Below are 26,081 nucleotides of genomic sequence, written 5' to 3'. Positions count from 1 at the left end.
TGAACACCGGTGTCAGGGTCACCACCCGCCGAAAGAGGCCGCAATGCGGGCTGTCGTCAGCCGTCGTCAGCCGCCTTCGGTGGGCAGTCCTGCCGCATCCCACTCGGGCAGGCCGCCGCGCAACCAGTACACCGACTTGAAGCCCTTGGCTGCTGCCACCTTGGCGGCCTTGTAGGATTTCCAGCATTCGGCGCCATTGCACGCAAAGATCACGGGCTTGCCCTTGTCGAGATTGGGCAACTTGTCGAGGGCCTGGAAGTCATCCTGCGCAGCGTTGAAGGCCACATCCTTCAGGCTCTTTTCCACATACGCCGCAAACAGGGCGCCCCGGATGCGCTTGGCCTTGAATTCCTTTTCGGTGCGCGTGTCCACCAAGGCAGCGCCCTGCGCCAGCAGACCCTGGGCTTCCTTGGCGGTAATGCGGCTTACTCCGGGCAGGCTGGTGGGCGTGAAAAGGCCCAGCTCGGCAACGCGGCGGTATTCGATGGATTCGGGGCGCACGGTGACCAGGGGCAGACCACTGGCGGTGGACGACGTGGCAAACCACTGTGCCAGGCGGCCCCGCGTTTCTGCGGGGATGTCCTTTTTCACGACCACCGAGAAGCCGCCGGGCACGAGCTGCGAAGTGGCCAGCACCCGCAGATTGCCGGACTGCGTGGAAGCCCACTGCGCCCAGTCGTCCTCGCGCACCACGGTGGCGTCGGCCGTGCCCAGCATGAGGGCCGACAGGCCCGCCTGCGGAAACTTCTCGTACTGCACGGCGCGCAGATCCTGAAACGAAATCCCGGCCTCGTTGAGCATGCCGCGCGCCATGTAGGTGTACAGCGAGTCCTGCTGGGGCAGATAGAGCCTGCGGCCCTTCATGGCGGCAACGGCATCCACCTGCTGCAAAGCCACGAGCAGGTATTTTTCGGATTTTTGCGTGGTCCCCACCAGCTCGTAGCCACGGTCGAGTGCCGACGCCGCCACCTGCGCGGGACCAATGAAGATGTCGTAGCCCGCGCTGCGCGTGGCGCGCATCACATCGGCCAGGTCATCGCTGGTCACCAGCGTCACCGACTGCCCGGCGGCCTTGGACAGGCCCGATTCCGCCGCCGTCCGCAAGATGGAGTGCGCCGCCTTGCGCTCGGTGGGTTCCACTGCCACCATCGTGGAGAGCTGGGCCAGTGCAGGGCCACAGATCAGGAGCAAGCTCATCAGCGCAGCGGCACGGGGGCGTATGGGCTTCTTCACGGCGGTCATGGCGTCATTCCTTGTAATGTGCAAACGAACCGTCAAATATGCGCACTCAGCACGACGTGTCTACGAATGTTTCCATGTTTTTGCATGTTTTACGTTCGCTAACGCAATGTTTCACCCCTGGTGCCCAGGTGGTCTACAAAATGCCGTTTGGTCGCGACGCGCCCTGGTGGCTGCGCCGTTCCTGCCGTCCCCCTTTTCATCTTTGGAGACCTTTCCATGAACGATTTCACCAACCTGCCGCGCCGACACATGCTTGCCGGCAGTGCCGCTGCTTTGAGTGCCCTGGGCCTGGCGGGATGGGCCGGGGGCGCGCGGGCCCAGCAGGCGGCTGCCGCCGCCAAGCCCTTGCCGGCCTACGCCAACTGGAAGACCCCCGACGCGCTGATCGTGCACAGCAGCAACACCCTGGAGACGCGCCGCTCCGCATTCGGTACCAGTGTCATCACCCCTTCGAACCAGCTTTATGTGCGCAATAACCTGCCAGCGCCCGATGTCGCTGTCCTGAACGACCGCGACGCCTGGTCGGTGTCGATCGAGGGCGTGAAGAACGCCCGCAGCCTCACCGTGGCCGAGCTCAAGACCCTGGGCGTGGAAACGGTGGCCACCGTGCTGCAGTGTTCTGGCAACGGGCGTGGCTTCTTCCCCAGCAAGCCCAGCGGCACGCCCTGGCAAGTGGGCGCCGCTGGTTGCGTGGTGTGGAGCGGCGTGCCGTTGCGCAACGTGGTGGCAGCTCTTGGCGGGCTGGCAGACGGAGCTGCCTACCTGACCGGCACGGGCGGTGAGAAGCTGCCCGAGGGTGTGGATCCGCTCTCCGTGCTGGTCGAGCGCTCGGTGCCCGTCAAGGCGCTGGATGACGCGCTCCTGGCCTGGGAGATGAATGGCGAGCCGCTGTCACTTGCACACGGCGGCCCGCTGCGGCTGGTGGTGCCCGGCTACCAGGGTGTGAACAACATCAAGTACGTCAAGCGCGTGGCCTTCACCAGCGCACAGTCGCAGGCGCGCATCATGTCGCACGGTTACCGCATGTCGCCACCGGGCTCCAAGGCCAGCCCCGACCAGCCCTCGGTGTGGGAGATGGGTGTGAAGTCCTGGATCAACGGCCCGCTGCCCGACAAGGGGGCGATCAAGCCCGGTCAGGTGCAGGTGCACGGTGTGGCCTTTGGTGGCACGCGCAGCATCAAAAGTGTGGAAGTCTCGGTCGATGGCGGCAAGACCTGGCAGGCTGCCCGGCTCATCGGGCCGGACCTGGGCCCCTTCGCATGGCGGCAGTTTGCATTGCCTGTGCGCCTCGATGCGGGCACCCATGTGCTCACCAGCCGCGCCACCGACACGGCGGGCAATGTGCAGCCCGAGCAGCGCGAGGAAAACCTGGGCGGTTACAACAATGCCAGCTGGCGTGACCACGCCGTGACGGTCACGGTTGCCTGAAATGGTGTGGTTCTTCCGGGCCCGCAGCGCCGGGCTTGCCCTGGGGTTGGCCAGCGCCTGCGCGGCGGGCTGGGCTGCCGACCCGGCCGAACTGGCGCGCGGCAAGGAGCTTTTCACCAAGATCCAGCCCGCCTGCGCCGTGTGCCACACGCTGCAGGCGGCCGGTGCCGAGGGCCAGGTGGGCCCGGTGCTGGACGAGCTGAAGCCTGATGCCGGGCGCGTGCTGCGCGCGCTGAAGGCAGGCATCGGCGTGATGCCCTCCTATGCCGAGCGCATGAGCGAGAAGGACATGCAGGCGGTGGCGCAGTTTGTGGCCCATGCCACGGGCGCGGCCAAGTAAGCGCCGCGTTTCATGGCGGTTGCAGCGTTACCTTCGCTGCAACCCGGCGCAAATTCAGGCCGCGGTGCGCGACGGCACCAGCGCCGCCCCGGCTGCGCGCCCTTGCAACCCCTGGAACGCAAAGTCCACCTCGGGCACCCGGCCACTGACGATGTCGGCCAGCGCCTTGCCCGAGCCACAGGCATGTGTCCAGCCCAGTGTGCCGTGGCCGGTGTTGAGGAACAGGTTGCCCACTTTGGTCTTGCCAATCAGTGGCACATTGCTCGGCGTGGCCGGGCGCAGGCCGGTCCAGAACTGGGCCTGGCTCGCGTCGCCCGCGCCGGGAAAGAGTTGCTCCACACGCCGCACGATGGCCTCGCAGCGCACCTGGTTCAGATTGCGGTCGTAGCCGTTGAGTTCGGCCGTGCCTGCAATGCGCAGGCGGTCACCGCCGCGTTCGCTGGTGTAGCGCGAGAACACGAGCTTGAACTCGTCGTCCGTCAGGCTCACCTGGTGCGCCATCGATGCGTCCTTGACCGGCATGGTCACCGAATAGCCCTTGGCCGGGTAAATGGGCAGGCGAATGCCCAGTGGCTGCGCCAGCAGCGGGCTGAACGAACCCATGGCCATCACAAACGCATCGCCGCGCACGCGCTCGAAGCGGCCCTCGGCGTTGGTCACTTCCACATGGTCAATGCGGCCGCCTGCCTCGCGCAGTGCAGTGATGTGGTGGCCCATGCGGAACTGCACGCCCGCTGCCTCGCACAGCTTGGCCAGTTCGCGGGTGAACAGGTTGGCGTCGCCCGATTCGTCCTCGGCCGTGTAGGTGGCGCCCGCCAGCTGCGGGCGGATGTGGGCCAGCGCGGGTTCGAGGCGCACGGCTTCGTCGGCGCTGATCACCTGGCGCTCGCAGCCGAGCTGGCGCATCTGCTCGGCCGGTGCCAGCGCGCCGTCGAATTCCTTCTGGTTGGTATAAAAGTGCAGGATGCCCTGCGTGCGCTGGTCGTACTGGATGCCGGTGGCGGCGCGCAGCTGCTGCAGCGTGTCGCGGCTGTAGGTGCCCAGGCGCACGATCTGCTCGATGTTGTGGCGGGTGCGTGCCGGAGTGCAATTGCGCAGGAACGACAGGCCCCACAGCCACTGGCGCATGTCGGCGCGGATGCGGAACAGCAGAGGCGCATCTTCCTGGCCGAGCCACTGCAGCACCTTCAGCGGGGCACTGGGGTTGGCCCAGGGCTCGGCATGGCTCACCGAGATCTGGCCACCGTTGGCAAAGCTGGTCTCGGCGCCGGGCGTGCCCTGGCGGTCGATGACCGTGACCTCATGGCCGAGCTGCTGCAGGTAGTAAGCCGATGTCACGCCGAGCAAGCCGGCGCCCAAAACGATCACGCGCATTTTTGAAGCCTTTTAAGGGTTCAGCGCTTGATGGACATGCGTTGGCAGCTATTATTTAAATAGCAACAGCTGGCGCGCGTCTGCCAAGCTGCCGCTCCCCCTGTCCTTGGTACCTGAGAGATTCACCGCGCAGCCCACATGGCGCGCGGTTTGCTCCTTCGGTGCGCCACCACGCCAGGTGGGGTGGGGCGGCTCTCCAGACGGCTTTGATGAATGGTTGCAGTACGGAACCTGAGCGTGTATGGGAGTTTGCGCCTTCGGTGCAGTGGCGGGCCTCCAGCCCGTCCTGCTCTCCTGCGAGGCCGATTCTAGGGGTGAAGCCATTGCTTCAACCCGCCTTGCCGCGCTAATGCACCGCAATCGTTGCTGATGCAGGCGACGACCCGCCCCCACGCACCCGGGGGCCGGGTGGTGCGTTGGCGCGGTGGTGGTTCAAGCGTGCTCACTGGCGGTAGGGGTTGTCCGGGCGGCGGTCGTGGCGGTTGGGCACGCCGTCACGGTCGCGATCGCCGCGGTGGGCCATGCCATCACGGTCCCGGTCGCGGTGGTCGCGGTCATAGCGGTTCGGGACGCCATCACCATCGCGATCCCAGCGGCTGGGGCGCAGCTCCCAGCGGCCACCGTGCTCGACCCAGCGGGCCTCACGGTAGTGGTAGCCGGGCCGCGCCTTGATCCAGTGGCCCTGGTTCCAGACATGGCGGTGGCCGCGCCATTCCCAGTGGCCAGGCACCCACACCATATTGCGGCGGGGGCGCGGCATGACTTCGTAGCGTGCGGGCGGAGGCGCATGCTGCACCACCACAGGCGCCGGGCTCTGGTAGTGGCGGGCTTGTCCCGACTGGATGACAACGGTGGCGCTGGTCTGTGCCTGCGCCACCCCTGCGGCACCCAGCGAGAGCAGTGCGATGGAAAGGGCGGCGATTGCGTTGCGGGCCATGATGATCTCCTTGAGAAAGGCTCCCTGCGGAACCGGAGACTTCATCGTGCAGGCCCATCGTCAAGCCGCTGTAGGCAGATTGCGAAGTCTTGTGAAGTTGTGTTTCTCTGCGCGAGCCGGTTGCCCTGGCCCCTCAATGCCACGCCACCAGCGCGGCAATGGCGAGCAGCGCGGCCCAGGCCGGGTGCCGGCCGCGCGTGGCGCCGAGCACCAGCAACGCGCTGGCCAGCAGCGCGACCACGGCAACCTGGGCCAGCCACGTGCGCAGATCTGCATCGGCAGGTGCGTTGGCCAGGCGCCACAGCAGGGCACTCAGGGCCCAGCCCAGGATGGAGGCCAGATGCCATGTGGCCCAGAGAATGCGCACCTGCCATTCCCGCAGCACGGGGTGCCCGGCCGTGGGCACCATGCTCCGTGTGCGCAGCGTGCGAAACACCATGACCTCGCCCAGCACCGAGTGCACCACGCCCACCAGGGCCAGGCCCCCGGCCGCCATCATCAACAGCATGTTCATGCAGGGGTTCCTTTTTGTGAAGGATTCAGACGACCGGTCTGGTAGCGGCTTCGTCGCCATCCACTGCCAGAAAGCCTGCGCGGCGGGTGTGCACCCGGGCGCCCAGGCCGGTGAGCAGGTGCATGAGGCCCATCCACATGCGCTCGAACGAGGGCATCTCGCCCGGCACCTGCAACAGGTGCTGCCCCAGTGCGCGCTGGTGCCGTGCGGGCGTGATGGGGGGCGGCGTCTTGGCGCCGAAGTCGAAAACGGGCCGGGTGAAGGGCTCGATCTGCCAGGCCTGCATGTCGGCCAGTGCGGGGGCAAGTTCGGCGGTGTAGGTTTGCAGGGCGAGGTCGGCTTTCACGAGGCCCAGCGCCTGGTAGGCCTGCAGCACCAGCGCATCGCGTTGCGGGTCGGTGGGGGCGCGCAGCAGCGCTGACCACGCTTTGGCCACCTGGGTGCGAAAGTGTGCCGACAGTTCGCGCGTGCAGCCAAAGTCCAGCACGCCCACCGTGCCGTCTGGTGCGAACAGGAAGTTGCCGGGGTGCGGGTCGGCATGCACCCGGCCCAGCACAAAAATGCAGTGCATGAACCAGTCCCACAGGTGCTGCCCGGCCCGGTCGCGCTCGGCCTGCGCGGGCTGCGTCGCCAGCCAGGCGACCAGGGGTTGGCCCGGCAAAAACTGCTGCGTGAGCACCTGCGCCCGGGTGTGCGAAAGGATGGGCTCGGCCAGCACCACGCCCGGCCGCGCGGCGTGCCGGGCAAACCACTGCAGTTGTTCGGCCTCCTGCAGGTAGTCCACCTCGCGCAGCAGCGTGGCCTCGATCTCGTCCATGACGCTGGCCACCACGGCGTCTGCGGGCATGGGCATGCCGGTGTGCGCCAGTGCGCGCAGGGCGGTGCGCATGAGCTGCATGTCGCTCGTGATGGTGGCGGCGATGCCGGGGTATTGCACTTTCACGGCGACGGTGCCATGCCCCGCAAGCTGCGCGCGGTGCACCTGCCCCAGGCTGGCAGCGGCAAAGGCGGTGGGCTCGAAGTGGTCAAACAGCGCCTCAGGCTCCTGCCCGAACGCCTGGCGGAACACGCGGCCCACCAGCGCGCGGTTGAGCGGCGGGGCCTGGTGGTGGGCACGTGCGAGTTCTTGCCGAACGCCGCCGGGCAGCAGGCCCGGGTGCATGCTGAGCAGCTGCGACACTTTGAGCGCCGAACCCCGCAGCTGGCCTAGTGCGCCAAAGAGGATGCGACCGAGGGCAGCTTCGTGGTCGGCCTGCGCCTGGGCCGATGGTGTGCGGGCGCGGTGCCCCAGCTGGGCCACGCCGATGCGGGCGGCGGCCAGGCCCGTGATGGCACCGCGGGCGATGCGGCTGGTGCGCGGCGGCTCAGCGCTGGCCATGGCGGGGCGCGGCGGCCAGGCGCTGCAGCATGCTGCGAACGATCAGCCGATGAAATGGCGTGATGACTGCCATGTACGCGTGGCCCAGTGTGTTGTGGATGTGCACCACCGTGCTGAGGACCACGCTCGCAGTGCCGCCGGGCGGGGCCGGGTGCTTGGTCAGGGACACCTGCACATCAAGATGCCGGTCGTCCTGCCCCATGACCACTTCGGCATCGCTCAGGTGGCGGATCACGAAGATACCCACCCGGTCACCCACGCGGTAGCTGCGCGCATCGGATGGCGCGCCTCCGCTGGCCGGGCGATGCATGTCCTGCAGCTGCCCCACGCCCTTGAGCCCTACCAGCCGCACCAGCCTGTTGCGCACCGCCAGCAGGTGCTCCGTCCAACGTGGTGTGCGGGCCAGCACGTCCAGCCAGGTGTGCAGCGCGCTGGTGGCGGGGTGCGGATCGGCCACCGCATAGGCATCAAAAAAATGCGCACCGGGCAAGGTGGCGTGGATGGCGGTGCCCGCCGGCACTTGCACCACGCGTACGGGGTGGGTGGTGGTCATGCGGCTTTCCTCCTGCGGGGGGCGGTGGGTGGGGCGGGTGTTTGAGTGGGGGCCGGGGTGGGCGCCGCGGTGGTGGCACGGGGCTTGCGCGGCCTACGGGGGGAGCGGGAGGGCGAGGGCGGCGGGGCCGCTGCGCCGGCCGCGGCGGGGGGGTGGGCGGGCCCGGGCGGGGCGCTGGCCATGGCCTGCTTTGCCAGTTGCAGCATGCCCATCACGCCGCTGCCGTGCTGCACCATGCGCGCCATCTGGCTGCGCAGCACAAAGCCGCCCAGCTCCAGCACGCGGTTGACCAGCCCGCCGCGCAGCGCCTGCACCAGCACCCCCAGCGACAGGTCCACCAGCTGGGTGGTGTCGGCAAATTCGTCGGAGGTGTCGGCCAGCCAGTACGCCACCACACCGGCCAGGTAATCCGTGTACAGCCCGCCCGCCATGCCCTTGAAGTCGCAGGGCTCGATTTCGCCGCTGGCCTCTGCGGCCTCCAGAAAGCTGGCCACCGCCTCGCGCAGGCTTTGGCGCGCTGCCAGGGGCTCGGCCAACATCGACAGCGGCGAGCGCCGCGCCAGACTGCGCACCTGGGCCACAAATTCGCGGTCGGCCAGCAGGCGCTCCAGCACGGCGTCGGTCAGGCGCTGCAGCTTCTCTTGCAGCAGGTAGCCCGCAAAGCCGGGCGTCTGCAGGGTTTCGGCCAGCGCCTGGTGCGCCACATCGTCCAGGTAGCCCAGCACGATGCGGTCCTTGGTGGGGAAGTATTTGTAGATCGTGGCGTCGCCAATGCCTGCTGCACGGGCGATGTCTTTCATCGTCGTGCCGTCAAAGCCCTGGCGGGTCATGAGGTCCACCGCGCTGGCCACGATCTGGCGGCGCGTGGCGTCTTGTTGCTGGCGGGTGGTTTTCATTTGACTGTCTTTAAATAAACAAAAATTTGTATTTAAAGAATAGTGTTTTCTGTTTGTAGCGTCAAGCGTGCGTGAAACCAGAAACCGTTTTGGAGTCAGTTGTGAGTGCGGATTTTTTGGTGTTTTTGGCATCTAGCGCTTATTGGTAAAGCGCTACCAGCTATTAAAAATGTAGTGATGGCGGCGTCTTTCGTCTGGCGAGTGCCGGGCTGCACCCGCCACGAAGGCGTTCAGAAAGAAGGAGGGTCACCTTCTCATCGTCGCAAACGCCTCGAACTCCCAGCTGCGCATCGCCAGAAGCAAGGTGTAGCCCTCGCGCTCGCGGTCGGGCAGCTTCTGGTCGGCCAGATGCTGCTGGGCAAAGTCCTGGGCCACGCGCTGCATGCGCTCCATGAAGGCGGGGGCCAGGCTGCGGCTGATGTTGCCGTGCACCAGCAACACGCCTTCGCCCGAGCCGTCAAAGCCGCCTGCAAAGTAGTCGAGCAGGGCATGCTCGCGAAAGTAGTTCATCACCGGGCCGTGCGGGCGCCAGCGGAAGGTCTTGGCCAGCTTGAGGCGGTAGCGGTTGAGCGGCCGCAGCTCAATGATGCCGATGCGGTCGAGCTGCGCGAGGTACTTGATGCCCTCGGCCTCGGTCAGGCGGTAGGCGGCGGTCACCTGCTCCAGCGTCCACTGGCTGAGCACGCAGATCGCCATCAGCAGCAGTTTCTTGTCGCCCACCACAGCCTTTTCCTGCTCCTGCGTCAGCTCTTTGAGCAAAGGCTGCTCGTCGGCCACGCGCCGCGCCAGGTCGGCAAAGTCCAGCGCCAGCGCGCGGCAGATGGCGTCGATGCGCGACAGTGGCATGTCGCCCCGGGCCAGCATGCGCTTGACGCTGGACTCGGCCATGCCCAGCGCCTGCGCCAGGTCGGCGTAGGTCATCTGCGCGGTCTTGAGTTCTTTCTTCAGGGCGTTCACGAGGTCTGCGGTTGTGCTCACGGGTTTTCACTCCTTGGTATCAATTATCAATACCAAGGGTGGCTTGGGTGGCCCTGCGAGCGACTTTCTGAGGCGTGGCAAAGAGCTGCTGAACACACTGCGCGGGCAGAATGGCGCCCACGCCGTGGGTGACATCTGCGAATCGTGCGCACCCAACGCCTGAAGTGCGGGCACGGAAAAGTCCAACACGCCAACCCATCGGAAACGAGGAGAAAAGCATGCACCCCGAGACATCCTCACACAGCGCTGCACCCGCGCATGAGGACCCGAACCAGTTTGCCCTGCTGCGCCAGCGGCGCTTTGCGCCCTTCTTCTGGACACAGTTTTCCGGCGCGGCCAACGACAACCTGTTCAAGTTCGCCTTCACCGTGATGGTGACCTACCAGCTCAGCGTGGACTGGCTGCCGCCCGCCATGGCGGGGCTGGTGATTGGTGCGCTGTTCATCCTGCCGTTTTTGCTGTTCTCGGCCACCTCCGGCCAGCTGACTGACAAGTACGACAAGACGAAGATGATCCGCTTCGTGAAGAACATGGAGATCGCCATCATGCTGGTGGCGGCCTTTGGCTTCATGACGGACAACGTGCCCATCCTGCTGCTGTGCACCTTCCTGATGGGCGTGCATTCCACGCTGTTCGGCCCCGTCAAGTTCGCCTACATGCCCCAGGTGCTCACCGAGCGCGAGCTCACGGGCGGCAACGGCATGGTCGAGATGGGGACCTTCGTGGCCATCCTGCTGGGCAATGTGGCGGGGGGGCTGCTGGTGGCCATTCCGGGTATTGGCCACACCACGGTGGCGGTGGCCTGTGTGCTGGCGGCGCTGGCCGGGCGCGCGGTGGCGCAGTTCATCCCGTCAGTGCCCGCCACCGACCCCGGCCTCACCATCAACTGGAACCCCTTCACCGAGACCTGGCGCAACCTGAAGCTGGCGCATGAAAACATAGTGGTGTTCCGCTCGCTGCTGGGCATCAGCTGGATGTGGTTCTTTGGCGCGGTGTTCCTGAGCCAGTTTCCCAGCCTGGCCAAGGAGGTATTGCATGGCAACGAGCAGGTGGCATCGCTGCTGCTGGTGGTGTTCTCGGTGGGTATTGGCATTGGCTCGCTGCTGTGCGAGGTGCTGTCGCGCCGCCATGTCGAGATCGGCCTGGTGCCGCTGGGCGCCATCGGCATGAGCGTGTTCTCCATCGACCTGTACTTCGCGTCGCGCAGCCTTCCAGCGTCCGACATCATGGGCCTGGCTGCCTTCATTTCGCAGGGCACGCACTGGCGCGTGATGCTGGACCTGCTGCTGCTCAGCCTCTTTGCGGGCCTGTACAGCGTGCCCATGTACGCGCTGATCCAGATGCGCAGCCAGCCCACGCATCGCGCTCGCATCATCGCGGCCAACAACATTCTGAATGCGCTGTTCATGATCGCCAGCTCGCTGATCGCCGGGGCCCTGCTGGGCGCGGGTTTCACGGTGCCGCAGATATTTCTGTTCACCGGCATCGCCAACGCGGTGGTGGCGTTCTACATCTTCATGCTGGTGCCCGAGTACCTGCTGCGCTTTGTGGCCTGGATGTCGTCGCGGTTTGTGTACCGCTTCAAGGTGCAGGGCGACGAAAACCTGCCCGCACAGGGCGCGGCCATCCTGGCCTGCAACCACGTGAGTTTTGTGGATGCCGTGCTGCTCATGGCCGCCAGCCCGCGCCCCATCTACTTCGTGATGGACCACCGCATCTTCCGCGTGCCGGTGCTGGGCTGGCTGTTCCGCCTGGCCAAGGCGATCCCGATTGCACCCTACAAGGAAGATCCCAAGACCTACGAAGCCGCTTTCGACCGCGCGGCCCAGGTGCTGCGCGAGGGGGACCTGCTTGCCATCTTCCCCGAAGGCGGCATCACCAAGGACGGGCAGTTGCAGGAGTTCAAGGGCGGCATCATGAAGATCATCGAGCGTGCGCGGGAAGAGGGCGTCGAGGCCCCGGTGATCCCCATGGCGCTCACCAATTTGTGGGGCTCATACTTCAGCCGCATCGAGCAGGGCGGTGCCATGGTGCGGCCCTTCCGCCGCGGCATGTTCAGCAGGGTGGGCCTGAATGTAGGGCACCCCGTGGCCCCGCGCGAGGTGCAGCCCACGCTGCTGCGCGAGCGTGTGCAGACCTTGCTGACGGTATGACGGTGTGATGCCGCCGGCACAGGGGGCCGACCGCAGGATGGCCCCCTGTCCCACACCCGCACGGCCCCCTGCGGTTACGGTCAGTTCTTTGCCCACGCAATGCAAAGGAGACCGACCATGGCAACCACCATTACCCAGGCCCGCCCCCTTCTCACCGCCGCCGAGCTGGAACTGTTTGACCAAAGCCGCGCCGAGCCCATCAAGGCGCTGACGCTGGCCCGCCTGCGCGGCAAGGTCACCCGCACGCGGACGCTGCGCGACAAATACCGCGATCTCTACCGCCGCCAGACGGTGTCGGTGCGTTCCGCCTCCACCACCCAGGGCCGGTCACCGGTCGGCGCCGACAACGCGCGCACGCAGCGCAAGGCAGACATCCTCCAAGAGCTACTGGACCGCTTTGAGGCCCGAGTTTCCCAGCTGGAGGCCAAGCAGGCGCGCGAAGCGGTCGCCGCTGCAAGCGCCCGGAAGGCCCCTCAAAGCCGCGGCGCCGCCGCAGAGGCCGGAAAACCCGCCAGGCCGCAAGCTGACACCAAGGCGGCTGTGCCGAGCCGCGCCGCAAAACGCACTGCCGGTGCCCCTACGCCGCGCAGCGCCAAGGCACCCTCGGACAAGGCCCCCACCCCCAATGGCAAGGCGCAGGCGCCAGTGGCCCCTGCGCCCACCGACCTCGTTCCCTCCGCGCTGCGCGGCAATCCGCTCAAGCAGGCGCCCGGCATATTGCCATCCATGCGCACCAGGGCGCCAGCGTGCGCCGCGCCCTGGGCAAACGCGACAGCCGGTAAGCAAAGGCATTGCGCCCGGCCCAGCGGATGATGGGCACGGGCGTTCCAGCGCAATACCGGGCTTGTGCCTGCGATGCAGCGCACGGCGTTCAAACGCTGTCACTCCACGGCGAACGTCAATCCCGCATTGGCCTGCAGCCGTGCGATCAGCCTGTCACCCATGGCGGGTGACGTGGTCCAGATGCCGCCGGGGGTTTCGGTAGCCTCCTGCAACAGGCACACCGCCGCCTCGGTGATCATCTTGGAAGTGGAGCCATAGCCCGGGTCCCGGTCGCCCGCCACGCCCACGCGCAAGGTGTTGCCTGTGGCGTCGCTGCCCAAAAACAGCACGTCGTAACACCCGTTCTCGCGCTCCTCGCGTGAAGGGCCTTCGCCGGGCTTGGGGCCTTTGTCTGAGCCCAGCGATTTGTCGCCTGCCACCGCGTTGGCAACCGCCTCACCCTTTTCGCCGGGGCCGGTGATCAGCATTTCGTCGTACACAAAGTCAGCGCCGTAGGCGTGCTGCAGCAGGAAGTTGGAGCGGTGCACGTTGCGCGTGTTGATGGCGGCCATCACGAAGGGAGCCACCCAGATGCCTTCGCCTAATGCCTCATCCACCATGGGCTTGTGGCCCGAGGGTTGGCGCGGGCCTTCAAACCCGGGGGTGAGCGAGAAGGGGTTTTTCAGCAGGTCCAGCACCCCGGGCTGGGTGGCAGCGGCCGCCATGGTGGCTTTGAGGCTGGCGGCGGTGCCGCCCGAGAACGTGCCCTTCATCTTGCGCACCCGGCCGCGCACGCGCGGGGCGGGGTGGCCGAAGCGGTGGCGGAATTCCTTTTGCAGCAGGAACACGCCCATGTCGAACGGGATCGAGTCGAACCCGCACGAGAACACGATGCGCGCGCCGCTGGCTTTGGCGGCGGCTTCATGCGCGTCGATCATCTGGCGCATCCACGCCGGTTCACCGCACAGGTCCACATAGTCCACACCGGCCTTGGCGCAGGCAGCCACCAGGTCATTGCCATACAGCTGGTAGGGGCCCACTGTGGTCAGCACCAGGCGCGTAGCGTCCATCAGTGCCTGCAGGCTGACGGGATTGCTGGTGTCGGTGACGACCAGCGGGGTATCGGCCGGGGCGCCCAGCTCGTCGCGCACGGCGGCCAGCTTGTCGGCGTTGCGCCCGCCCATGGCCCAGCGCAGGCCGCTGCCGGCGGGGTAGCGCTGCAGCAGGTATTCGACCACCAGGCGACCGGTGAAGCCGGTGGCGCCGTGGACGACGAGGTCAAAGGGCTTGGTGGTGGTCATGGTCGGTGGGTCTCCGTGAAGTGGTGCCAGCGGTGGCGTGGCCGCGATTGTGGGAGACAAGCGCAGCGCCGTCTGTCGCCCATGTTCTGGCGCCTGATGCGGCTGTTGAACGGGGTTGGGTGGCAAAAAGTATCGCAATTCGATACCAATCAGCCGGTGCGGGGCCACTGCGGTACCCGGACGCGGACACCCGCAAACAGTGCCGTCACCATTCGCTCCGTGTTCAACCCAGGCCCGTGTGGCCCTCACCCTTGTATGTCTTACACCTCTTCCCTCATCGTGCAGCGTGACACCCGTGCCTGGCAGCTTCAGGTGTGGGTTTCGTTCGGTATTGCGGTGTTTCTGTGTGCGGTGGGCTTGGCCTGGTTGCCGGGCTCGCAGCTGGAGCAGGCGTTCATGGTGATGGGCTATGTGTTCTGCCTCTCGGCCGCCTTCGTGCTGGCCAAGTTTGTGCGCGATAACGAGAGCGCCACACGCCGCGGCGCAGGGGACACGCCCCTGTGGAAGCTGGTGGTGTGGGGCGGCTTTGCGGTGGCCATGGGCCTGACGGGCTGGGGCCTGCTCGGCATGGAGATCAACGTGACGTACAAGGCTTTTCTGGGCGTGAGCTGGCTGTACCTGATCACCACCGCGTTCACTCTGGCCAAGATGCTGCGCGACCGCCACGAGGCCGACCTGGCCGAAGCCCGCCTGCAGGGCCGCCGTGAGGCCACTGCCGCGACCGCTGCCAACGCTGCCGGGGCGGCTACGTCTGGTAACAACGCCAACTGACATCTTCGCGCCGCAGCACCCGGCCTGGGCGATGCTCCCGGGCGGGAGTGAAACGAGACCCAGCCCTGTCGCCGTTGCTGTGCGCCAGGGCATTCAAAATCTAGGAGGAGTGAAACCATGTCCCTGTCCCTTTTTCATCACCGCAGCGCGCGCGCCGCGCTGGCCCGCGGGTTGCTGGCTGCGGGCCTGCTGTGTGCGGTGGCCGTGCTTCCGGCCCGCGCCCAGAGCGAGGCGTCGGCGGCGCTCTCGCTGCTGCCTGTCGCTTCCGTCGTGGGTACAGCTTCGGTGGCCTCTACCGCCGCAGGCGCGGTGGTGGCGGTGCCTGCGGTCTTGTCGGTGGGCGGCGCGGTGCTGTCCGTGAAGGCTGTGGAGGCCTCGGCCGTGGGCACCGTCTACCTGCTTGAACGGGCTTCTGACGGCGCACAGGTGAGTGTGGAGGTGGCCGGCCGGGGTGTGGCGGCCTCGGCCTATGCGGTGGGTACGGTGGTCACCTGCAGCGTGATTGGCACGGGCGTGATCCTGTCGGCCGCGGGCGAGGCGATTGCGTTTGTGCCCAACGCCATCGGCCGTGCGTTGCTGCACAACGAGCGCCTGTAAGGAGCGTGGGCATGAACTGTGCACTACTTTCTGCCTGCACCCCTGCGCAGCGCATCCCTGCCGTCTTGGGCATGGTTTTCCTGGCAGGTGCCGGTCTTTTTGCCACCGAATCAGCCCACGCCGGCCGCTCCTGCGAATCGCGCAAGCCCGTGCCTCCCCAGGTGATCGAGCGCGGCATGCAACTGGCCGCGCAGACCTCGGCCGCACTGGATGCCGAACACGCCAGGTCCGGGGCCAGGGTGGTGGCGCTGGGCCGCGCGGGGCAGGACCTGACGAAATACGGCCTGCGCTACTCGCACATGGGCTGGGCGTACAAGACGGCCGAAGGCCCGTGGCGCGTGGCGCACAAGCTCAACGAATGTGGCACGGCCGTGGGCCACCTGTACCGCCAGGGCCTGGGCGAGTTCTTCCTGGACGACCTGTGGCGCTTCGAGGCGGTGTACGCGTTGCCCACGCCCGAGGTGCAGCAGCGCCTGCTGGCCGTGCTGCAGGACAAAGGCCTTACCCGCTCGCTGCAGCACCAGCCCTACAGCATGGTCAGCTACGTGTGGGGCCGCAAATACCAGCAGTCCAACCAATGGGCGGTAGAGACCCTGGCCCTGGCCATGGAGCCCGCCACCGTGCGCACGCGGGACCAGGCGCAGGCGTGGCTGCAGTTCAAGGGCTACGAGCCCACCACGCTCAAGCTCGGCGCGCTCACGCGGATGGGCGGGCGCGTAGGGTCGGCCAACATTGCATTTGACGACCACCCCAACGACAAGCGCTTTTCCGATCGCATCGAAACCGTCACCGTGGATTCGGTGATGGCCTGGCTGCAGCGCGCACAGATGGCGGCGGCGCCGGTGGTCGTTACCGCTAAAAACTGATAAAAATGGCCTCCAGCGCTTATTGGATAAGCGCGAGCAGCTATCAAATAAATAGTATTCAACGAGGGAAATGTTCATGAGCAAATCACTGCGGCTTTCCGAAAAATGGTTTCGTCGGGGCCTCTGGCTGGTGGCGCTGGTGTTTGCCAGTTTCCTGATCGGCCTGGGGGGCACCATCGTGGGAGACCTGCCCAAGGTCGAAACCCCGTTGCGCGTGGACGACTTCCTCGACCAGCCGGCGGCCGAGAAGCTGCGTGCCCAGGTCAAGGAAGCGCGCCAGGCCGAGCAGGACGCGCAGACCGCGCTGGAGCAGGCCCAGCTGCAGCGCAGCAAGGTGCGCAGCGAGGTGCAGGCCGAGCGGGAGAGCTTCAACAACTGGCTGTCCACCCGCAGCGCTACGCAGCGCGCCGACCAGGACCCCGAAGTGCTGGCGCGCACGCACGCGCTGGATGTGCTCAAGCTGGCCGAGCGCAAGACGCAGCAGGCTGTGGAGGCGCAGCAGCAGGCAGCGCTCGATGCCCGCCAGGCCGCCGCGGCGCGGCAAGAGGAGCTCCACCAGATGGAAGCCGACGGCTACGTGAAGCTGGAGGCCGAGCGCCGCAAGGTCGAGCTCAGGGTGTTCCTGTACCGCCTGGCCCTCACGCTGCCGCTGCTGGCCATCGCGGGCTGGCTATTCGTCAGAAAGCGCAAGGGCACCTACTGGCCGTTTGTGTGGGGCTTCATCTTCTTCGCGCTGTTTGCGTTCTTTGTGGAGCTGGTGCCCTACCTGCCCAGCTATGGCGGCTACGTGCGCTACGTGGTGGGCATTGCGATCACGGCCGTGGTGGGGCGCTATGCCATCCAGGCACTCAACCGCTATCTGGAGCGCCAGAAGCTGGCCGAAACCCTGCCCGACCAGGAGCGCCGCAAGGAGCTGGGCTACGACGTGGCGCTGGCCCGCCTGGCCAAGAGCGTATGCCCGGGCTGCGAGCGCCCGGTGGACCTGAAAAACGAGAAGATCGACTTCTGCCCCCACTGCGGCATTGGCCTGTTCGACCACTGCGGCGCCTGCACTACCCGCAAGAGCGCGTTTGCACGCTTTTGCCACGCCTGCGGAACGGCCAGCCAGCCAGCGCAGCCGACACCCGGGACGCCCGCCTCAACACCTTCTGCAACACCACCTGCCACAGGGGCGTGATACAAAGGCTGCGCACCCGGGGCTTGCTCCGGCGTGCCGCCGTCTGGCTTGCCTTTATTTTCAACACCACAACCGGGAGCAACCATGGGCTTTTTTTCCAAGATTTTTTCCAAGATTTTTCCCTCCGCCAATGCCGCTGAAGTGGTGGTAGCACCCCCTGCAGCGCCAGCCGCCGCCAGCGCCCCCGCTGCCCCGGCCGCCCCTGCCGGGCCGGCCCCGATCCCCCTGGGGGATGTGGCGCCGATTCTGGACGCGATGCCCGGCGCCAAGGCACTCAACTGGCGTACCTCCATCGTGGACCTGCTCAAGCTCCTGGGCCTGGACAGCAGCCTGGCCGCGCGCAAGGAGCTGGCGGTCGAGCTTTTCTACAACGGAAATGACGAGCCCGGCTCGGCCGCGTGGAATATCTGGCTGCACAAGCAGGTGATGCGCAGCATCGCCGCCAACGGCGGCTCGCTGCCGCCCGATCTGCGCGACTGAACGGCGCCTCCTCGCGTGCGCCGGGAAAGCACCTGCCATCGGAGCGGCAGGTGTTTTTTTTGCCCAGGCGTCATGCCGGGGGAGCTGAAATCAGTCGATTTTTGGGCTGCGCCGCTTGTCTGAAAAGCGCTTTAAGCTATTAAATAAATAGCAAATCCTGCGTCTTGCCCGATGTGCCGGGCGGCGCTGTCAAACGCCCCGTGCCCGGTCTGCCTTGAACTGCGCACGGAACTGGGCAAAGGTGCCTGCGTCCAGCGACTCGCGCACCTCGCGCATCAGGCTCAGGTAGTAGTGCAGGTTGTGCACGGTGGTCAGCATGGGGCCCAGCATTTCGCCGCAGCGGTCCAGGTGGTGCAGGTAGGCGCGGCTGAAGCCCTCGCGCCCGCCGTCGTCCCACGACACGCCCGAACTGCCCGCGCAGGCGTAGCAGGTGCAGCTGGTGTCCATGGGCTTGTGGTCGGCCTTGTGGCGTGCGTTGCGGATCTTCAGGTCGCCAAAGCGCGTGAACATCGTGCCGTTGCGTGCGTTGCGCGTGGGCATCACGCAGTCGAACATGTCCACGCCATCGGCCACCCCCTGCACCAGGTCTTCGGGCGTGCCCACGCCCATCAGGTAGCGGGGCTTGTGCGCGGGCAGGCGGTGGGGCGTGTGGGCCATGATGTCCAGCATCTCGTCCTTGGGCTCGCCCACGCTCACGCCGCCCACGGCGTAGCCGGGGAAGTCCATCTCGACCAGGCGCTCCAGCGACTCCTGGCGCAGGTTCTTGAACATGCCGCCCTGCACGATGCCAAAGAGGGCGTTGGGGTTCTCCAGCCGCTGGAATTCATCGCGCGAACGCTTGGCCCAGCGCAGGCTCATTTCCATGCTCTTGCGAGCCTCTGCCTCGGTGGTCTTGTGGCCCTTGGTCTCGTACGGCGTGCACTCGTCGAGCTGCATCACGATGTCGCTGTTGAGCGTGGTCTGGATCTGCATGCTCACCTCGGGCGACATGAAGAGCTTGTCGCCGTTGACGGGGCTGGCAAAGGTCACGCCTTCTTCGGTGATCTTGCGCATGGCGCCCAGGCTCCAGACCTGGAAACCGCCGGAGTCGGTGAGGATGGGCTTGTCCCACTTTTCAAAGCCATGCAGGCCGCCAAAGCTCTGCATCACGTCGAGGCCCGGGCGCATCCACAGGTGGAAGGTGTTGCCCAGGATGATCTGCGCGCCCATGTCGTGCAGGCTGCGGGGCATCACGCCCTTGACGGTGCCATAGGTGCCCACGGGCATGAAGATGGGGGTTTGCACCACGCCGTGGTTGAGCGTGAGCTGGCCACGGCGTGCGTGGCTGGAGGGGTCGGTTTTGAGGAGGTCGAACTGCAGCATGATGGGGCGCATTGTCCCAGACAGGCTTGCCTGATCCCGCTCAAGGTTATGGATGGGGTTTGGGCGACGCCGTGGCTACACTGGACCAAGGTACTACAAGGAGAACACCATGCTCAAAATCCTCATCGCCGTAGACGGCTCCGAACTCTCGCTGGATGGTGTGCACCATGCGCTGGCGCTGGTGCGCCAGGGGCTCAAGGCGTCGATCGTGCTGGCCAACGTACAGGAGCCCGCCACGCTGTACGAGCTGGTGACCACCCGCGACCCCGACCTGATCGCCGCTGCCAGCCTGCAGGCGGGTGACCATCTCATGGCGTCGGCGCGCGCACTGCTCGACGCGGCCGGGGTGGCTTATGAAACCGATGTGGGTGTGGGCGATGTGGCGCACACGCTGGTGGACATGATCGAGCGCTCCGGGTGCGACATGGTCATCATCGGCGCCAAGGGGCAGGGGGCGATCACCAGCGCGCTGCTGGGCTCTGTCTCGCAGGAGGTGGCGCACAGCAGTCCGGTGCCGGTGACCATCGTCAAACATGCCGAGGTGCTGGAGGCCGACGAAGCCGATACGCCCGAAGACGCAGCGGCCTGAGCGCCCCGGCCCGGCCGGTGGATGCAGAAACGACAAGGGCCGCTGAGTGCGGCCCTTGTGGGTATCGGGAGCGGGAGGCGGCGGCGTGATCAGGCCGCCTTGCGAAACGGCTCGGCCGTAGGCCGTTGCAGCTTGCCGTGCGGCAGCGTGGCCAGGCGCGAGAACATGCGGCGCACATAGCCGCGCACCCACAGGCACTTGTTGAGTTCGTCCACCGGCAGCGGGCCCGACACCACCACGATGTCATTGGCCACGTCCTGCGCCCCGGCAGCGCGCAGGCGGCGGCGGGTGTTGTTGGCCCACGACTGGATGCGCGTGGGGCTGCCATGCTGGTGCACCTCGCCCGTGTGCTTGTCGAACGCAATGGCCACCGTGTCGGTCTTGAGCTTGAAGCGGCGCTCACCCGTCACCGCGCTGGGCGCCTCGCGCATGTCATACAGGTAGTAGCTGCCTGCCTTGAGCTGGTATTGCATGTCCATGGGTGTGTTCCTCTTTGTCGGCATTGTCGAGGGGCACGCTGCAGGCAATGGCAGGTAAAACGGTGGGAAAGGGGCTCTTTTTGGGAGCCCTTCACAAAGGGCCATGCCGGTTTCTGTGCGCGTGTCATTGTGGCGGCACGTCGGCGCCATCCAAAGAAACTTGAGGACGATGTCGTAACGAGTTGTGAGCAATGTCGGGTGCCCACTATTGGTATTGCCTGGCAAGGCACGTGGCCGTCGAGACTGGCGCGCACCAGGCGAGGGCAGCCAAGCAAGGGCCGCCCCGCAGCAAGGGCTGCGTCCCCCTTCCCGAATCGCACAGCGATTCGAGAGAAGGGGGAAGGCGCGCAGCGCCTCAGGGGGACGTACCTGCTTAAAAATCCACCAGACTCAACCCCACGCTGAACACGGTGCGCTTGCGGTTGTAGTCGATCATGCTGTCGCCATAGCCACTGAACAGCGCCGTGTGCAGGCGCAGGTTGCTCTTGCCGCCGAACAGGCCGGTGCCCAGCGTCTGCAGCCACTCCAGGCGCAACGAGCCCCGGTCACTGCTGGCCAGAGAATGGCGCAGCGTGGCGCCGAAAGTGTTGTCCTTGTCGTAGTTCCAGAAGGCCGACAGCTCGCCGCGGCCCACATAGTCGCTGATGCCCGGGTTGTCGTCGCTGCCCGAGCTTTCGGGGATGCGCTTCCAGATACGGGCGTTCACACTGACGCGGTTGCCCAGTTCCATGCCGGTCATCAGGTACATGCGGTTCCAGCTGCGCGACAGTGGCTTGCTCTGGCCATTGGACTGGTGCACCAGCCCGATGCCGCTGTAGCGCCACTTCCAGCCAAAAGGCAGCTGCGCCGTGGTGGGGTAGACATACATCACCTCGGGCTCGTGGTCGGTGGCGCGGAACGGGCGCGAGATTTCGGGCGTGAACAGCTGCCAGTACGACTGCTGCGTGTAGCCAAACCACACCGAATCCTTGAGTGTGGGATGCCCCTGCGTGAGCAGGCCTTGCGCGATCTTGGTGCGCACCGACAGCTGGATGCGGTTTTCCGCGCGGCGGTAGGGGGTGGATTCGGCGGCCGAGTTGCCGTCGGCATCCGAGGTGGGCTGGCGGTTCACGTTGCTGGCGCCCACCACAGACACCGTGATGGGCCGGTAGCCGCGAAAGCTGAAGGTGCCGCAGTCGCTGCCCGACTCCAGTTCCCAGAAGCGCGAGAGGTCGCTGTACTGCGGGTCGCGGCAGCCGTCAGTGCGGGCCACATCAATGACGCGGGTTGCAGGCAGTGTGGCGTCCACAGGCGGCGGAACGGCTGCGGCAGCTTCGGCCGAGGCTGCCGGCGCCTGCCAGGCCTGCTGGGCGGCCCACTGGTCAAAGCAGGCCAGGCGCGCCTGGTTGTCGTTGCTCAGCGCGGTGCAGCGGCGCAGCGCGCTGTCTGCGGTGCCGGCGTTGCCGTCCGGGGCCGCCTGCGCCAGCACGGCTCCGGTGGGTGCCAGTGCTGCAATCACCAGGGCCATGGCGTGCTGCAGGCGGCCGGGGCGCGGGCGCGGGGCCTGGGCGCGGTTCATTGCCACCCCGCCTGCTTGCGCAGTACGAACGGGATGGGCGGTGCCGGGGGCGCCGAAGGGGTGGGTGCTGCGTTGTTCCATGTTCCGCGTATTTCCTTGCCGCAACTTCCATCGACCACCTGGCCTGTCCAGGTGGCGCTGATGTTCGTGCCGTTGATCGATTCTTCCAGGGTCAGCTCGCCCCCATCGACATCACCGCTGACCTGCGCGGTGGTGCCGTTGCGCTGCACCGTCCCACGCACGCTCTGTGCCAGTTCGGGGTGCGGGTCCAGCTGCAGTGTGGCGCTGGCGCCAGGGGTGTCCGGCGCGGTGCCTTGCAGCTGCGCCAGCCAGCGGCCCTGCAGGTGCCGGTGGTCCAGGTCTGCCGCAGCCGGGCAGGCGGCGGTGGTGGATTTTGGGGCATTTTGGCCGCTGGCGCTTGTAGGATAAGCGCTGATAGCTATCAAAACCAAAGCGATGGCGCCCAGGGCGGGGTGGGGTGGCAAGAAGGAGCGGTGCGCCATGGGCTGCGGTGGAGTGTGCTTCGGGGCGTCAGTTCGTGGGCGCCGGGTGCGCTGCGGCAGCCGCGTGGACGGCACTGGTGGCCTGCGCCCTGGCGGCAAATTCGGCGCGCAGGGCCTTGAGCTTTTCGCGCGGGTCTTCGCGGGCGGTGGTCTTGTCCAGGCCCATTTCGGCGATGAAGCGGCTGGGCTGCGCGGCCACCATCTCGCGGCCCTTCTTGCGCTTTTTTGTCCAGCTCACGGCCAGGGTGCGCTGGGCGCGGGTGATGCCCACGTACATCAGGCGGCGCTCTTCCTGCAGGCGCTGCAGGGTGTCGTCGCTCACCTTGTGCTGGCGGCCTTCGTCGTCGTCGAGCTTGAAGGGCAGCATGCCCTCGGTCACGCCCACCAGAATGACGTGCGGCCACTCCAGCCCCTTGCTGGCGTGCAGGGTCGAAAGCGTGACCATGTCCTGCTCCTGCTCGCGCTCGCTGATGGTCGAGAGCAGCGCGATGGTCTGCGACACCTCCAGCAGGCTTTTGGTCTCCCTGGCCACCACGGCGCCCGCCGTGTCGTCAATCTGCCCGCCCGCGCGCTGGGCCATCCAGTCGCAGAACTCCAGCACATTGCTCCAGCGGGCGGCGGCCACCTTTTCGCTGTCTTCGCCGTCGTACAGGTGCTGCTCGTAGCCTATTTCCTTGAGCCAGTCGGCCAGGAAGGCGCGCGCATCTTCGGCGCCGTGCGTGTGGCGGGCGCGGTGCTCCAGGTCGTTGATGTAGCGGCCGAACTCGTGCAGGCCATCCAGCGCGCGCTTGGGCACGGCCGCCGGCAGCATGCCGTTGAACAGCGCGCCAAACATGCTTTGCTTGTGCTGCGTGGCAAACGCGCCCAAAGCGGCCAGCGTGGTGTGGCCGATGCCGCGTTTGGGGCTGCCAATGGCGCGCAAAAACGCCGGGTCGTCGTCGTTGTTGATCCACAGGCGAAACCAGGCGCACAGGTCCTTGATTTCCGCCCGGTCAAAAAAGCTCGTGCCGCCCGACACCTTGTACGGGATGTTGGCCTTGCGCAGCGCTTTTTCGAACGGCTTGGCCTGGTGGTTGGCGCGGTACAGAATGGCAAAGCTCTTCCAGTCCGGCGGCGGGTTGGCTGCAGCGCGCAGGCTCTGGATGCGGGCCACGGCGCGCTCGGCCTCGTGCTCTTCGGTGTCGGCATCGACCACGCGCACGGGCTCGCCTTCGCCCAGTTCGCTGAACAGCGTCTTGGGGAACAGCTTGGGGTTGGGCCCGATCACGTTGTTGGCCGCGCGCAGGATGGCACTGGTGGAGCGGTAGTTCTGCTCCAGCTTGATGACCTTGAGCTCTGGAAAGTCGATGGGCAGCTTCTTGAGGTTGTCCAGCGTGGCGCCGCGCCAGCCATAGATGCTCTGGTCATCGTCGCCGACGGCGGTGAAGTGGCCGCGTTCGCCCACCAGCAGCTTCAAAAGTTCGTACTGCGTGGCATTGGTGTCCTGGTACTCATCCACCAGCACATGGCCCAGCTGCGCCTGCCACTTGGCGCGCACCTCGGGGAAGTCGCGCAGGAGCTTGAGCGGCATGCCGATCAGGTCGTCAAAGTCCACGCTCTGGTAGGCCGCCAGGCGTTCCTCGTACCGTGCCATCAGCACCGCAATGCTGCGTTCGCTGTCGTCGGCCGCCTGTGTCAGCGCCTGCTCGGCGTTCAGGCCCATGTTCTTCCACTTGCTGATCGTCCACTGCCACTGGCGTGCGGTGGCCAGGTCGGTGGTGCCGCCGGCAGCGTCTTTCAGGATGCCCGTCACATCGTCGGCATCCATGATGCTGAACTGGGGCTTGAGGCCCAGCACCGCGCCGTCCTCGCGCACCATGCGCACGCCCAGGGCGTGGAAGGTGCACACCAGCACGTCCTTGGCGCGGCGACCGATGAGGCCCTTGGCGCGCTCGCGCATTTCGGCTGCCGCCTTGTTGGTGAAGGTGATGGCCGCGATCCGCCGGGGGTCCATGCCCTTTTCGATCATGTGCGCAATCTTCTGCGTGATCACGCGCGTCTTGCCCGAGCCCGCGCCGGCCAGCACCAGGCAGGCACCGTCGGTGTAATGGACAGCCTGGAGCTGGGCGAGATTGAGACCGGCGGACATGCGAAAGGGGGGCGAAGGGAACCAGGGAGAGGGGAGGGGTGGCGCATCTGGCACCGTGTGCGCCAGCGAAGCGCGCAATGATACCGGCGTGCTGCCGTGGCCCGCCTCGCACCTGACACCGTGCTGACGCAACAAGCGCCGGGCCAGGCGGTTGCGGGCGCAGGCACCGCAGGACTGCGCCCCGGTTCGGGAAACCCCGCTGGCGGAGTGGGTTGTCACACTTTGATACTGGCAGCTTCCGTTCATCCCGGCGCCCGGACCCTGCGGGCGGCGTTTTACAGGCCCATCACCATGATCGCGTTTGTCACGTTCTCTTCGAAGGCCTTTGCGCACACCGCCCGCACGCGGCTCCGGGCGGTGGTCACCGCAACGGCGGGCTGCATGCTGGCTGCGGGCACGCTCTTGCCCGGGCCAGTGCTGGCCCAGCAGGGCGGCGGCGCCAACCCGGTGCGCATCGGGGTCGTGGGGCCGTTCACCGGGCCTTCGGCGGACTTTGGCGTGCCCATGCTCAACGGCATCAAGCTCGCGGTGGACGAGATCAATGCCGTGGGCGGCTACCTGGGCCGGCCGCTGGAGCTGGTCATCAAGGACGACGCCGCCACCCCGGACCAGGGGCGCAAGGTGTCGCAGGAGCTGGTGCAGGAAAAGGTGGTCGCCGCCATCGGCTTTTGCAACACGGGTGTGGCGATGAAGTCCATCGACCTGTTCCAGGATTCGAAGACGCCGCTGATCGTGCCCTGCTCCGCCGGTACGGAGGTGACGGCCAAGTACCCCCCGGCCGACAGCTACGTGTTTCGCGTGCAGGCACGCGACGCGCTGCAGGCGCCTTTCATGGTGGACGACATCGTCAAACGCGGCTGGGACAAGGTGGCCATCTTTGCCGACACCACGGGCTACGGCGAGGGTGGCTACAAGGATGTGGTGGCGGCACTGGAGGACAAGAAGCTCAAGCCCGCCTACGTGGCCCGCTTCGCGCTGGGCGTGAAGGACCTCACGGCCGAGCTCACGGCCGCCCGCAATGCCGGTGCCAACGTGATCTTCAGCTACACCGTGGGGCCCGAGAACGCCGCCATCGCCAACGGCAAGAAGGCGCTCGGCTGGAAGGTGCCCCAGGTGGGCGGCTGGACGCTGTCCTTCCCGTTTTTCATCGACGGCGCCAAGGACGCGGCCGAAGGCGCGCTGGCCGTGCAGACCTTCATTGCCGAGCCCAGCAACGAGCGGCGCGCCGCCTTCCTGTCCAGTTATTCGCGCAAATTCCAGGGCCGTATGGCCGTGCCCATGGCCGCGGCCAACGCTTATGACGCTACCTACCTGCTGATGTATTCGTTCCTCGGCATCCGCGATGGCAACCTCACGGGCAAGGCCATCAAGGAATCGCTGGAAGGCAAGATGAAAACCTACTACGGCGTGGTCTCCACCTACGACAAACCCTTCAGCGTGCAGGACAAGGACGCCATCACGCGCAACATGCTGATCATCGGCATGGTCAAGAACGGCGCCATCACCTTTGCCTACCCCGAGGATGCCAAGCGCAACCTCATCATCCAGCGCAAGCAGTGACGCGGATTTGCCTTCAACCGGCTAACGTCCTTCTTGGGTGTGGAGGGAGCCTTGCCGTGCTACAGCACTGTCTGCGGCTCCCCGCCTGGTTATCCGGTTGAATGCAAATCCGTGGAGATGCCGAGGTGCGTTTTGCTTCTCCTGCATGCGTTGTG

The 26,081-nt window shown here is 66.5% G+C and carries 25 protein-coding genes and 1 riboswitch; of the genes, 11 read left to right on the top strand and 14 right to left on the bottom strand.

Annotation, left to right across the window (positions count from 1 at the left end; translation table 11 throughout):
* Positions 1 to 66: 66 nt before the first annotated feature.
* Positions 67 to 1,242, bottom strand: a complete 1,176-nt coding sequence (locus AAFF19_RS21005) for a PhnD/SsuA/transferrin family substrate-binding protein (RefSeq protein WP_342720953.1) — start codon at positions 1,240 to 1,242, stop codon at positions 67 to 69.
* Positions 1,243 to 1,458: 216 nt separating this feature from the next.
* Here AAFF19_RS21005 and AAFF19_RS21000 point away from each other — a divergent pair, with 216 nt between their 5' ends.
* Together AAFF19_RS21000 and AAFF19_RS20995 are read left to right on the top strand one after the other, a co-directional pair.
* The gene (locus AAFF19_RS21000; protein ID WP_008905783.1) at positions 1,459 to 2,670 is read left to right on the top strand and encodes a sulfite oxidase; all 1,212 of its coding nucleotides are present in this window, start codon (positions 1,459 to 1,461) and stop codon (positions 2,668 to 2,670) included.
* Position 2,671: 1 nt separating this feature from the next.
* Complete coding sequence (locus AAFF19_RS20995; RefSeq protein ID WP_008905782.1) at positions 2,672 to 3,010, top strand: cytochrome c; 339 nt, start codon at positions 2,672 to 2,674, stop codon at positions 3,008 to 3,010.
* A gap of 54 nt (positions 3,011 to 3,064) precedes the next feature.
* Here the strand turns inward: AAFF19_RS20995 and AAFF19_RS20990 are convergent, their stop codons facing one another.
* From AAFF19_RS20990 to AAFF19_RS20960, 7 genes are all read right to left on the bottom strand, one after another.
* Positions 3,065 to 4,384, bottom strand: coding sequence for a D-amino acid dehydrogenase (locus tag AAFF19_RS20990; RefSeq protein ID WP_008905781.1), 1,320 nt, complete (start codon positions 4,382 to 4,384; stop codon positions 3,065 to 3,067).
* A gap of 90 nt (positions 4,385 to 4,474) precedes the next feature.
* Positions 4,475 to 4,594, bottom strand: a riboswitch (glycine riboswitch).
* Positions 4,595 to 4,826: 232 nt separating this feature from the next.
* A complete protein-coding gene (locus tag AAFF19_RS20985) occupies positions 4,827 to 5,321 on the bottom strand; it encodes a YXWGXW repeat-containing protein (protein WP_342720952.1) in 495 nt (164 codons plus the stop codon).
* Between the two features lie 133 nt (positions 5,322 to 5,454).
* Entirely contained in the window at positions 5,455 to 5,835 is a 381-nt protein-coding gene (locus tag AAFF19_RS20980; RefSeq protein WP_342720951.1) for a hypothetical protein, read from the bottom strand.
* A gap of 25 nt (positions 5,836 to 5,860) precedes the next feature.
* Entirely contained in the window at positions 5,861 to 7,213 is a 1,353-nt protein-coding gene (locus tag AAFF19_RS20975; protein WP_342720950.1) for an AarF/ABC1/UbiB kinase family protein, read from the bottom strand.
* Positions 7,200 to 7,766 (bottom strand): DUF2867 domain-containing protein, encoded by a 567-nt coding sequence (locus tag AAFF19_RS20970; RefSeq protein ID WP_342720949.1) that lies wholly within the window; start codon positions 7,764 to 7,766, stop codon positions 7,200 to 7,202. The genes AAFF19_RS20975 and AAFF19_RS20970 overlap by 14 nt, the downstream gene beginning before the upstream one ends.
* The gene (locus AAFF19_RS20965) at positions 7,763 to 8,662 is read right to left on the bottom strand and encodes a TetR family transcriptional regulator (protein WP_342720948.1); all 900 of its coding nucleotides are present in this window, start codon (positions 8,660 to 8,662) and stop codon (positions 7,763 to 7,765) included. The genes AAFF19_RS20970 and AAFF19_RS20965 overlap by 4 nt, the downstream gene beginning before the upstream one ends.
* Before the next feature lie 246 nt (positions 8,663 to 8,908).
* Positions 8,909 to 9,640: a helix-turn-helix transcriptional regulator gene (locus AAFF19_RS20960; protein ID WP_342720947.1), complete on the bottom strand. Its 732-nt coding sequence runs from the start codon at positions 9,638 to 9,640 to the stop codon at positions 8,909 to 8,911.
* 218 nt (positions 9,641 to 9,858) lie between these two features.
* Here AAFF19_RS20960 and AAFF19_RS20955 point away from each other — a divergent pair, with 218 nt between their 5' ends.
* Complete coding sequence (locus AAFF19_RS20955) at positions 9,859 to 11,793, top strand: MFS transporter (protein WP_342720946.1); 1,935 nt, start codon at positions 9,859 to 9,861, stop codon at positions 11,791 to 11,793.
* 117 nt (positions 11,794 to 11,910) lie between these two features.
* The gene (locus tag AAFF19_RS20950; protein ID WP_342720945.1) at positions 11,911 to 12,606 is read left to right on the top strand and encodes a hypothetical protein; all 696 of its coding nucleotides are present in this window, start codon (positions 11,911 to 11,913) and stop codon (positions 12,604 to 12,606) included.
* Between the two features lie 68 nt (positions 12,607 to 12,674).
* On the opposite strand, the gene AAFF19_RS20945 is transcribed toward AAFF19_RS20950, so the two are convergent.
* Positions 12,675 to 13,856 (bottom strand): saccharopine dehydrogenase NADP-binding domain-containing protein, encoded by a 1,182-nt coding sequence (locus AAFF19_RS20945; protein ID WP_342720944.1) that lies wholly within the window; start codon positions 13,854 to 13,856, stop codon positions 12,675 to 12,677.
* A 255-nt stretch (positions 13,857 to 14,111) separates the two neighbouring features.
* Here AAFF19_RS20945 and AAFF19_RS20940 point away from each other — a divergent pair, with 255 nt between their 5' ends.
* The 5 genes from AAFF19_RS20940 (at position 14,112) to AAFF19_RS20920 (ending at position 17,747) form a co-directional block, all read left to right on the top strand.
* The gene (locus AAFF19_RS20940) at positions 14,112 to 14,627 is read left to right on the top strand and encodes a YiaA/YiaB family inner membrane protein (RefSeq protein ID WP_342720943.1); all 516 of its coding nucleotides are present in this window, start codon (positions 14,112 to 14,114) and stop codon (positions 14,625 to 14,627) included.
* A gap of 117 nt (positions 14,628 to 14,744) precedes the next feature.
* The gene (locus AAFF19_RS20935) at positions 14,745 to 15,224 is read left to right on the top strand and encodes a hypothetical protein (protein WP_342720942.1); all 480 of its coding nucleotides are present in this window, start codon (positions 14,745 to 14,747) and stop codon (positions 15,222 to 15,224) included.
* A gap of 71 nt (positions 15,225 to 15,295) precedes the next feature.
* The gene (locus AAFF19_RS20930; RefSeq protein ID WP_342721876.1) at positions 15,296 to 16,090 is read left to right on the top strand and encodes a DUF2145 domain-containing protein; all 795 of its coding nucleotides are present in this window, start codon (positions 15,296 to 15,298) and stop codon (positions 16,088 to 16,090) included.
* Between the two features lie 76 nt (positions 16,091 to 16,166).
* The gene (locus AAFF19_RS20925; RefSeq protein WP_342720941.1) at positions 16,167 to 17,267 is read left to right on the top strand and encodes a serine endopeptidase; all 1,101 of its coding nucleotides are present in this window, start codon (positions 16,167 to 16,169) and stop codon (positions 17,265 to 17,267) included.
* An 84-nt stretch (positions 17,268 to 17,351) separates the two neighbouring features.
* Positions 17,352 to 17,747, top strand: a complete 396-nt coding sequence (locus AAFF19_RS20920; RefSeq protein WP_342720940.1) for a DUF3597 domain-containing protein — start codon at positions 17,352 to 17,354, stop codon at positions 17,745 to 17,747.
* A gap of 189 nt (positions 17,748 to 17,936) precedes the next feature.
* Here the strand turns inward: AAFF19_RS20920 and tgt are convergent, their stop codons facing one another.
* Entirely contained in the window at positions 17,937 to 19,109 is a 1,173-nt protein-coding gene (gene tgt, locus AAFF19_RS20915; RefSeq protein ID WP_342720939.1) for a tRNA guanosine(34) transglycosylase Tgt, read from the bottom strand.
* Between the two features lie 109 nt (positions 19,110 to 19,218).
* Between tgt and AAFF19_RS20910 the strand changes: the two genes are divergently transcribed.
* A complete protein-coding gene (locus tag AAFF19_RS20910; RefSeq protein WP_008903516.1) occupies positions 19,219 to 19,698 on the top strand; it encodes a universal stress protein in 480 nt (159 codons plus the stop codon).
* Between the two features lie 89 nt (positions 19,699 to 19,787).
* Here AAFF19_RS20910 and AAFF19_RS20905 read toward each other — a convergent pair whose 3' ends face one another.
* The 4 genes from AAFF19_RS20905 to AAFF19_RS20890 all read right to left on the bottom strand — a co-directional run bounded on the left by AAFF19_RS20905 (position 19,788) and on the right by AAFF19_RS20890 (position 24,366).
* Positions 19,788 to 20,177: a hypothetical protein gene (locus AAFF19_RS20905; RefSeq protein ID WP_342720938.1), complete on the bottom strand. Its 390-nt coding sequence runs from the start codon at positions 20,175 to 20,177 to the stop codon at positions 19,788 to 19,790.
* A 373-nt stretch (positions 20,178 to 20,550) separates the two neighbouring features.
* Entirely contained in the window at positions 20,551 to 21,735 is a 1,185-nt protein-coding gene (locus AAFF19_RS20900; RefSeq protein ID WP_182120801.1) for a phospholipase A, read from the bottom strand.
* A complete protein-coding gene (locus tag AAFF19_RS20895; protein WP_342720937.1) occupies positions 21,732 to 22,238 on the bottom strand; it encodes a hypothetical protein in 507 nt (168 codons plus the stop codon). The genes AAFF19_RS20900 and AAFF19_RS20895 overlap by 4 nt, the downstream gene beginning before the upstream one ends.
* A 28-nt stretch (positions 22,239 to 22,266) precedes the next feature.
* Positions 22,267 to 24,366, bottom strand: a complete 2,100-nt coding sequence (locus tag AAFF19_RS20890; RefSeq protein WP_342720936.1) for a UvrD-helicase domain-containing protein — start codon at positions 24,364 to 24,366, stop codon at positions 22,267 to 22,269.
* 291 nt (positions 24,367 to 24,657) lie between these two features.
* Between AAFF19_RS20890 and AAFF19_RS20885 the strand changes: the two genes are divergently transcribed.
* On the top strand, positions 24,658 to 25,926 hold the full coding sequence (locus AAFF19_RS20885; RefSeq protein ID WP_342720935.1) for an ABC transporter substrate-binding protein: 1,269 nt from the start codon (positions 24,658 to 24,660) through the stop codon (positions 25,924 to 25,926).
* Positions 25,927 to 26,081: the final 155 nt, after the last annotated feature.

Source organism: Acidovorax sp. FHTAMBA, from assembly GCF_038958875.1.
Classification (GTDB): Bacteria; Pseudomonadota; Gammaproteobacteria; order Burkholderiales; family Burkholderiaceae_C; genus Acidovorax.
This window is presented reverse-complemented; position numbering and strand designations above follow the sequence as displayed.

Coding starts and splice junctions, on each gene's coding strand:
- AAFF19_RS21005 (WP_342720953.1), bottom strand. CDS start 1,242: ATGACCGCCGTGAAGAAGCCCATACGCCCCCGTGCCGCTGCGCTGATG.
- AAFF19_RS21000 (WP_008905783.1), top strand. CDS start 1,459: ATGAACGATTTCACCAACCTGCCGCGCCGACACATGCTTGCCGGCAGT.
- AAFF19_RS20995 (WP_008905782.1), top strand. CDS start 2,672: ATGGTGTGGTTCTTCCGGGCCCGCAGCGCCGGGCTTGCCCTGGGGTTG.
- AAFF19_RS20990 (WP_008905781.1), bottom strand. CDS start 4,384: ATGCGCGTGATCGTTTTGGGCGCCGGCTTGCTCGGCGTGACATCGGCT.
- AAFF19_RS20985 (WP_342720952.1), bottom strand. CDS start 5,321: ATGGCCCGCAACGCAATCGCCGCCCTTTCCATCGCACTGCTCTCGCTG.
- AAFF19_RS20980 (WP_342720951.1), bottom strand. CDS start 5,835: ATGAACATGCTGTTGATGATGGCGGCCGGGGGCCTGGCCCTGGTGGGC.
- AAFF19_RS20975 (WP_342720950.1), bottom strand. CDS start 7,213: ATGGCCAGCGCTGAGCCGCCGCGCACCAGCCGCATCGCCCGCGGTGCC.
- AAFF19_RS20970 (WP_342720949.1), bottom strand. CDS start 7,766: ATGACCACCACCCACCCCGTACGCGTGGTGCAAGTGCCGGCGGGCACC.
- AAFF19_RS20965 (WP_342720948.1), bottom strand. CDS start 8,662: ATGAAAACCACCCGCCAGCAACAAGACGCCACGCGCCGCCAGATCGTG.
- AAFF19_RS20955 (WP_342720946.1), top strand. CDS start 9,859: ATGCACCCCGAGACATCCTCACACAGCGCTGCACCCGCGCATGAGGAC.
- AAFF19_RS20950 (WP_342720945.1), top strand. CDS start 11,911: ATGGCAACCACCATTACCCAGGCCCGCCCCCTTCTCACCGCCGCCGAG.
- AAFF19_RS20945 (WP_342720944.1), bottom strand. CDS start 13,856: ATGACCACCACCAAGCCCTTTGACCTCGTCGTCCACGGCGCCACCGGC.
- AAFF19_RS20940 (WP_342720943.1), top strand. CDS start 14,112: ATGTCTTACACCTCTTCCCTCATCGTGCAGCGTGACACCCGTGCCTGG.
- AAFF19_RS20935 (WP_342720942.1), top strand. CDS start 14,745: ATGTCCCTGTCCCTTTTTCATCACCGCAGCGCGCGCGCCGCGCTGGCC.
- AAFF19_RS20930 (WP_342721876.1), top strand. CDS start 15,296: ATGGTTTTCCTGGCAGGTGCCGGTCTTTTTGCCACCGAATCAGCCCAC.
- AAFF19_RS20925 (WP_342720941.1), top strand. CDS start 16,167: ATGAGCAAATCACTGCGGCTTTCCGAAAAATGGTTTCGTCGGGGCCTC.
- AAFF19_RS20920 (WP_342720940.1), top strand. CDS start 17,352: ATGGGCTTTTTTTCCAAGATTTTTTCCAAGATTTTTCCCTCCGCCAAT.
- tgt (WP_342720939.1), bottom strand. CDS start 19,109: ATGCTGCAGTTCGACCTCCTCAAAACCGACCCCTCCAGCCACGCACGC.
- AAFF19_RS20910 (WP_008903516.1), top strand. CDS start 19,219: ATGCTCAAAATCCTCATCGCCGTAGACGGCTCCGAACTCTCGCTGGAT.
- AAFF19_RS20905 (WP_342720938.1), bottom strand. CDS start 20,177: ATGGACATGCAATACCAGCTCAAGGCAGGCAGCTACTACCTGTATGAC.
- AAFF19_RS20900 (WP_182120801.1), bottom strand. CDS start 21,735: ATGAACCGCGCCCAGGCCCCGCGCCCGCGCCCCGGCCGCCTGCAGCAC.
- AAFF19_RS20895 (WP_342720937.1), bottom strand. CDS start 22,238: ATGGCGCACCGCTCCTTCTTGCCACCCCACCCCGCCCTGGGCGCCATC.
- AAFF19_RS20890 (WP_342720936.1), bottom strand. CDS start 24,366: ATGTCCGCCGGTCTCAATCTCGCCCAGCTCCAGGCTGTCCATTACACC.
- AAFF19_RS20885 (WP_342720935.1), top strand. CDS start 24,658: ATGATCGCGTTTGTCACGTTCTCTTCGAAGGCCTTTGCGCACACCGCC.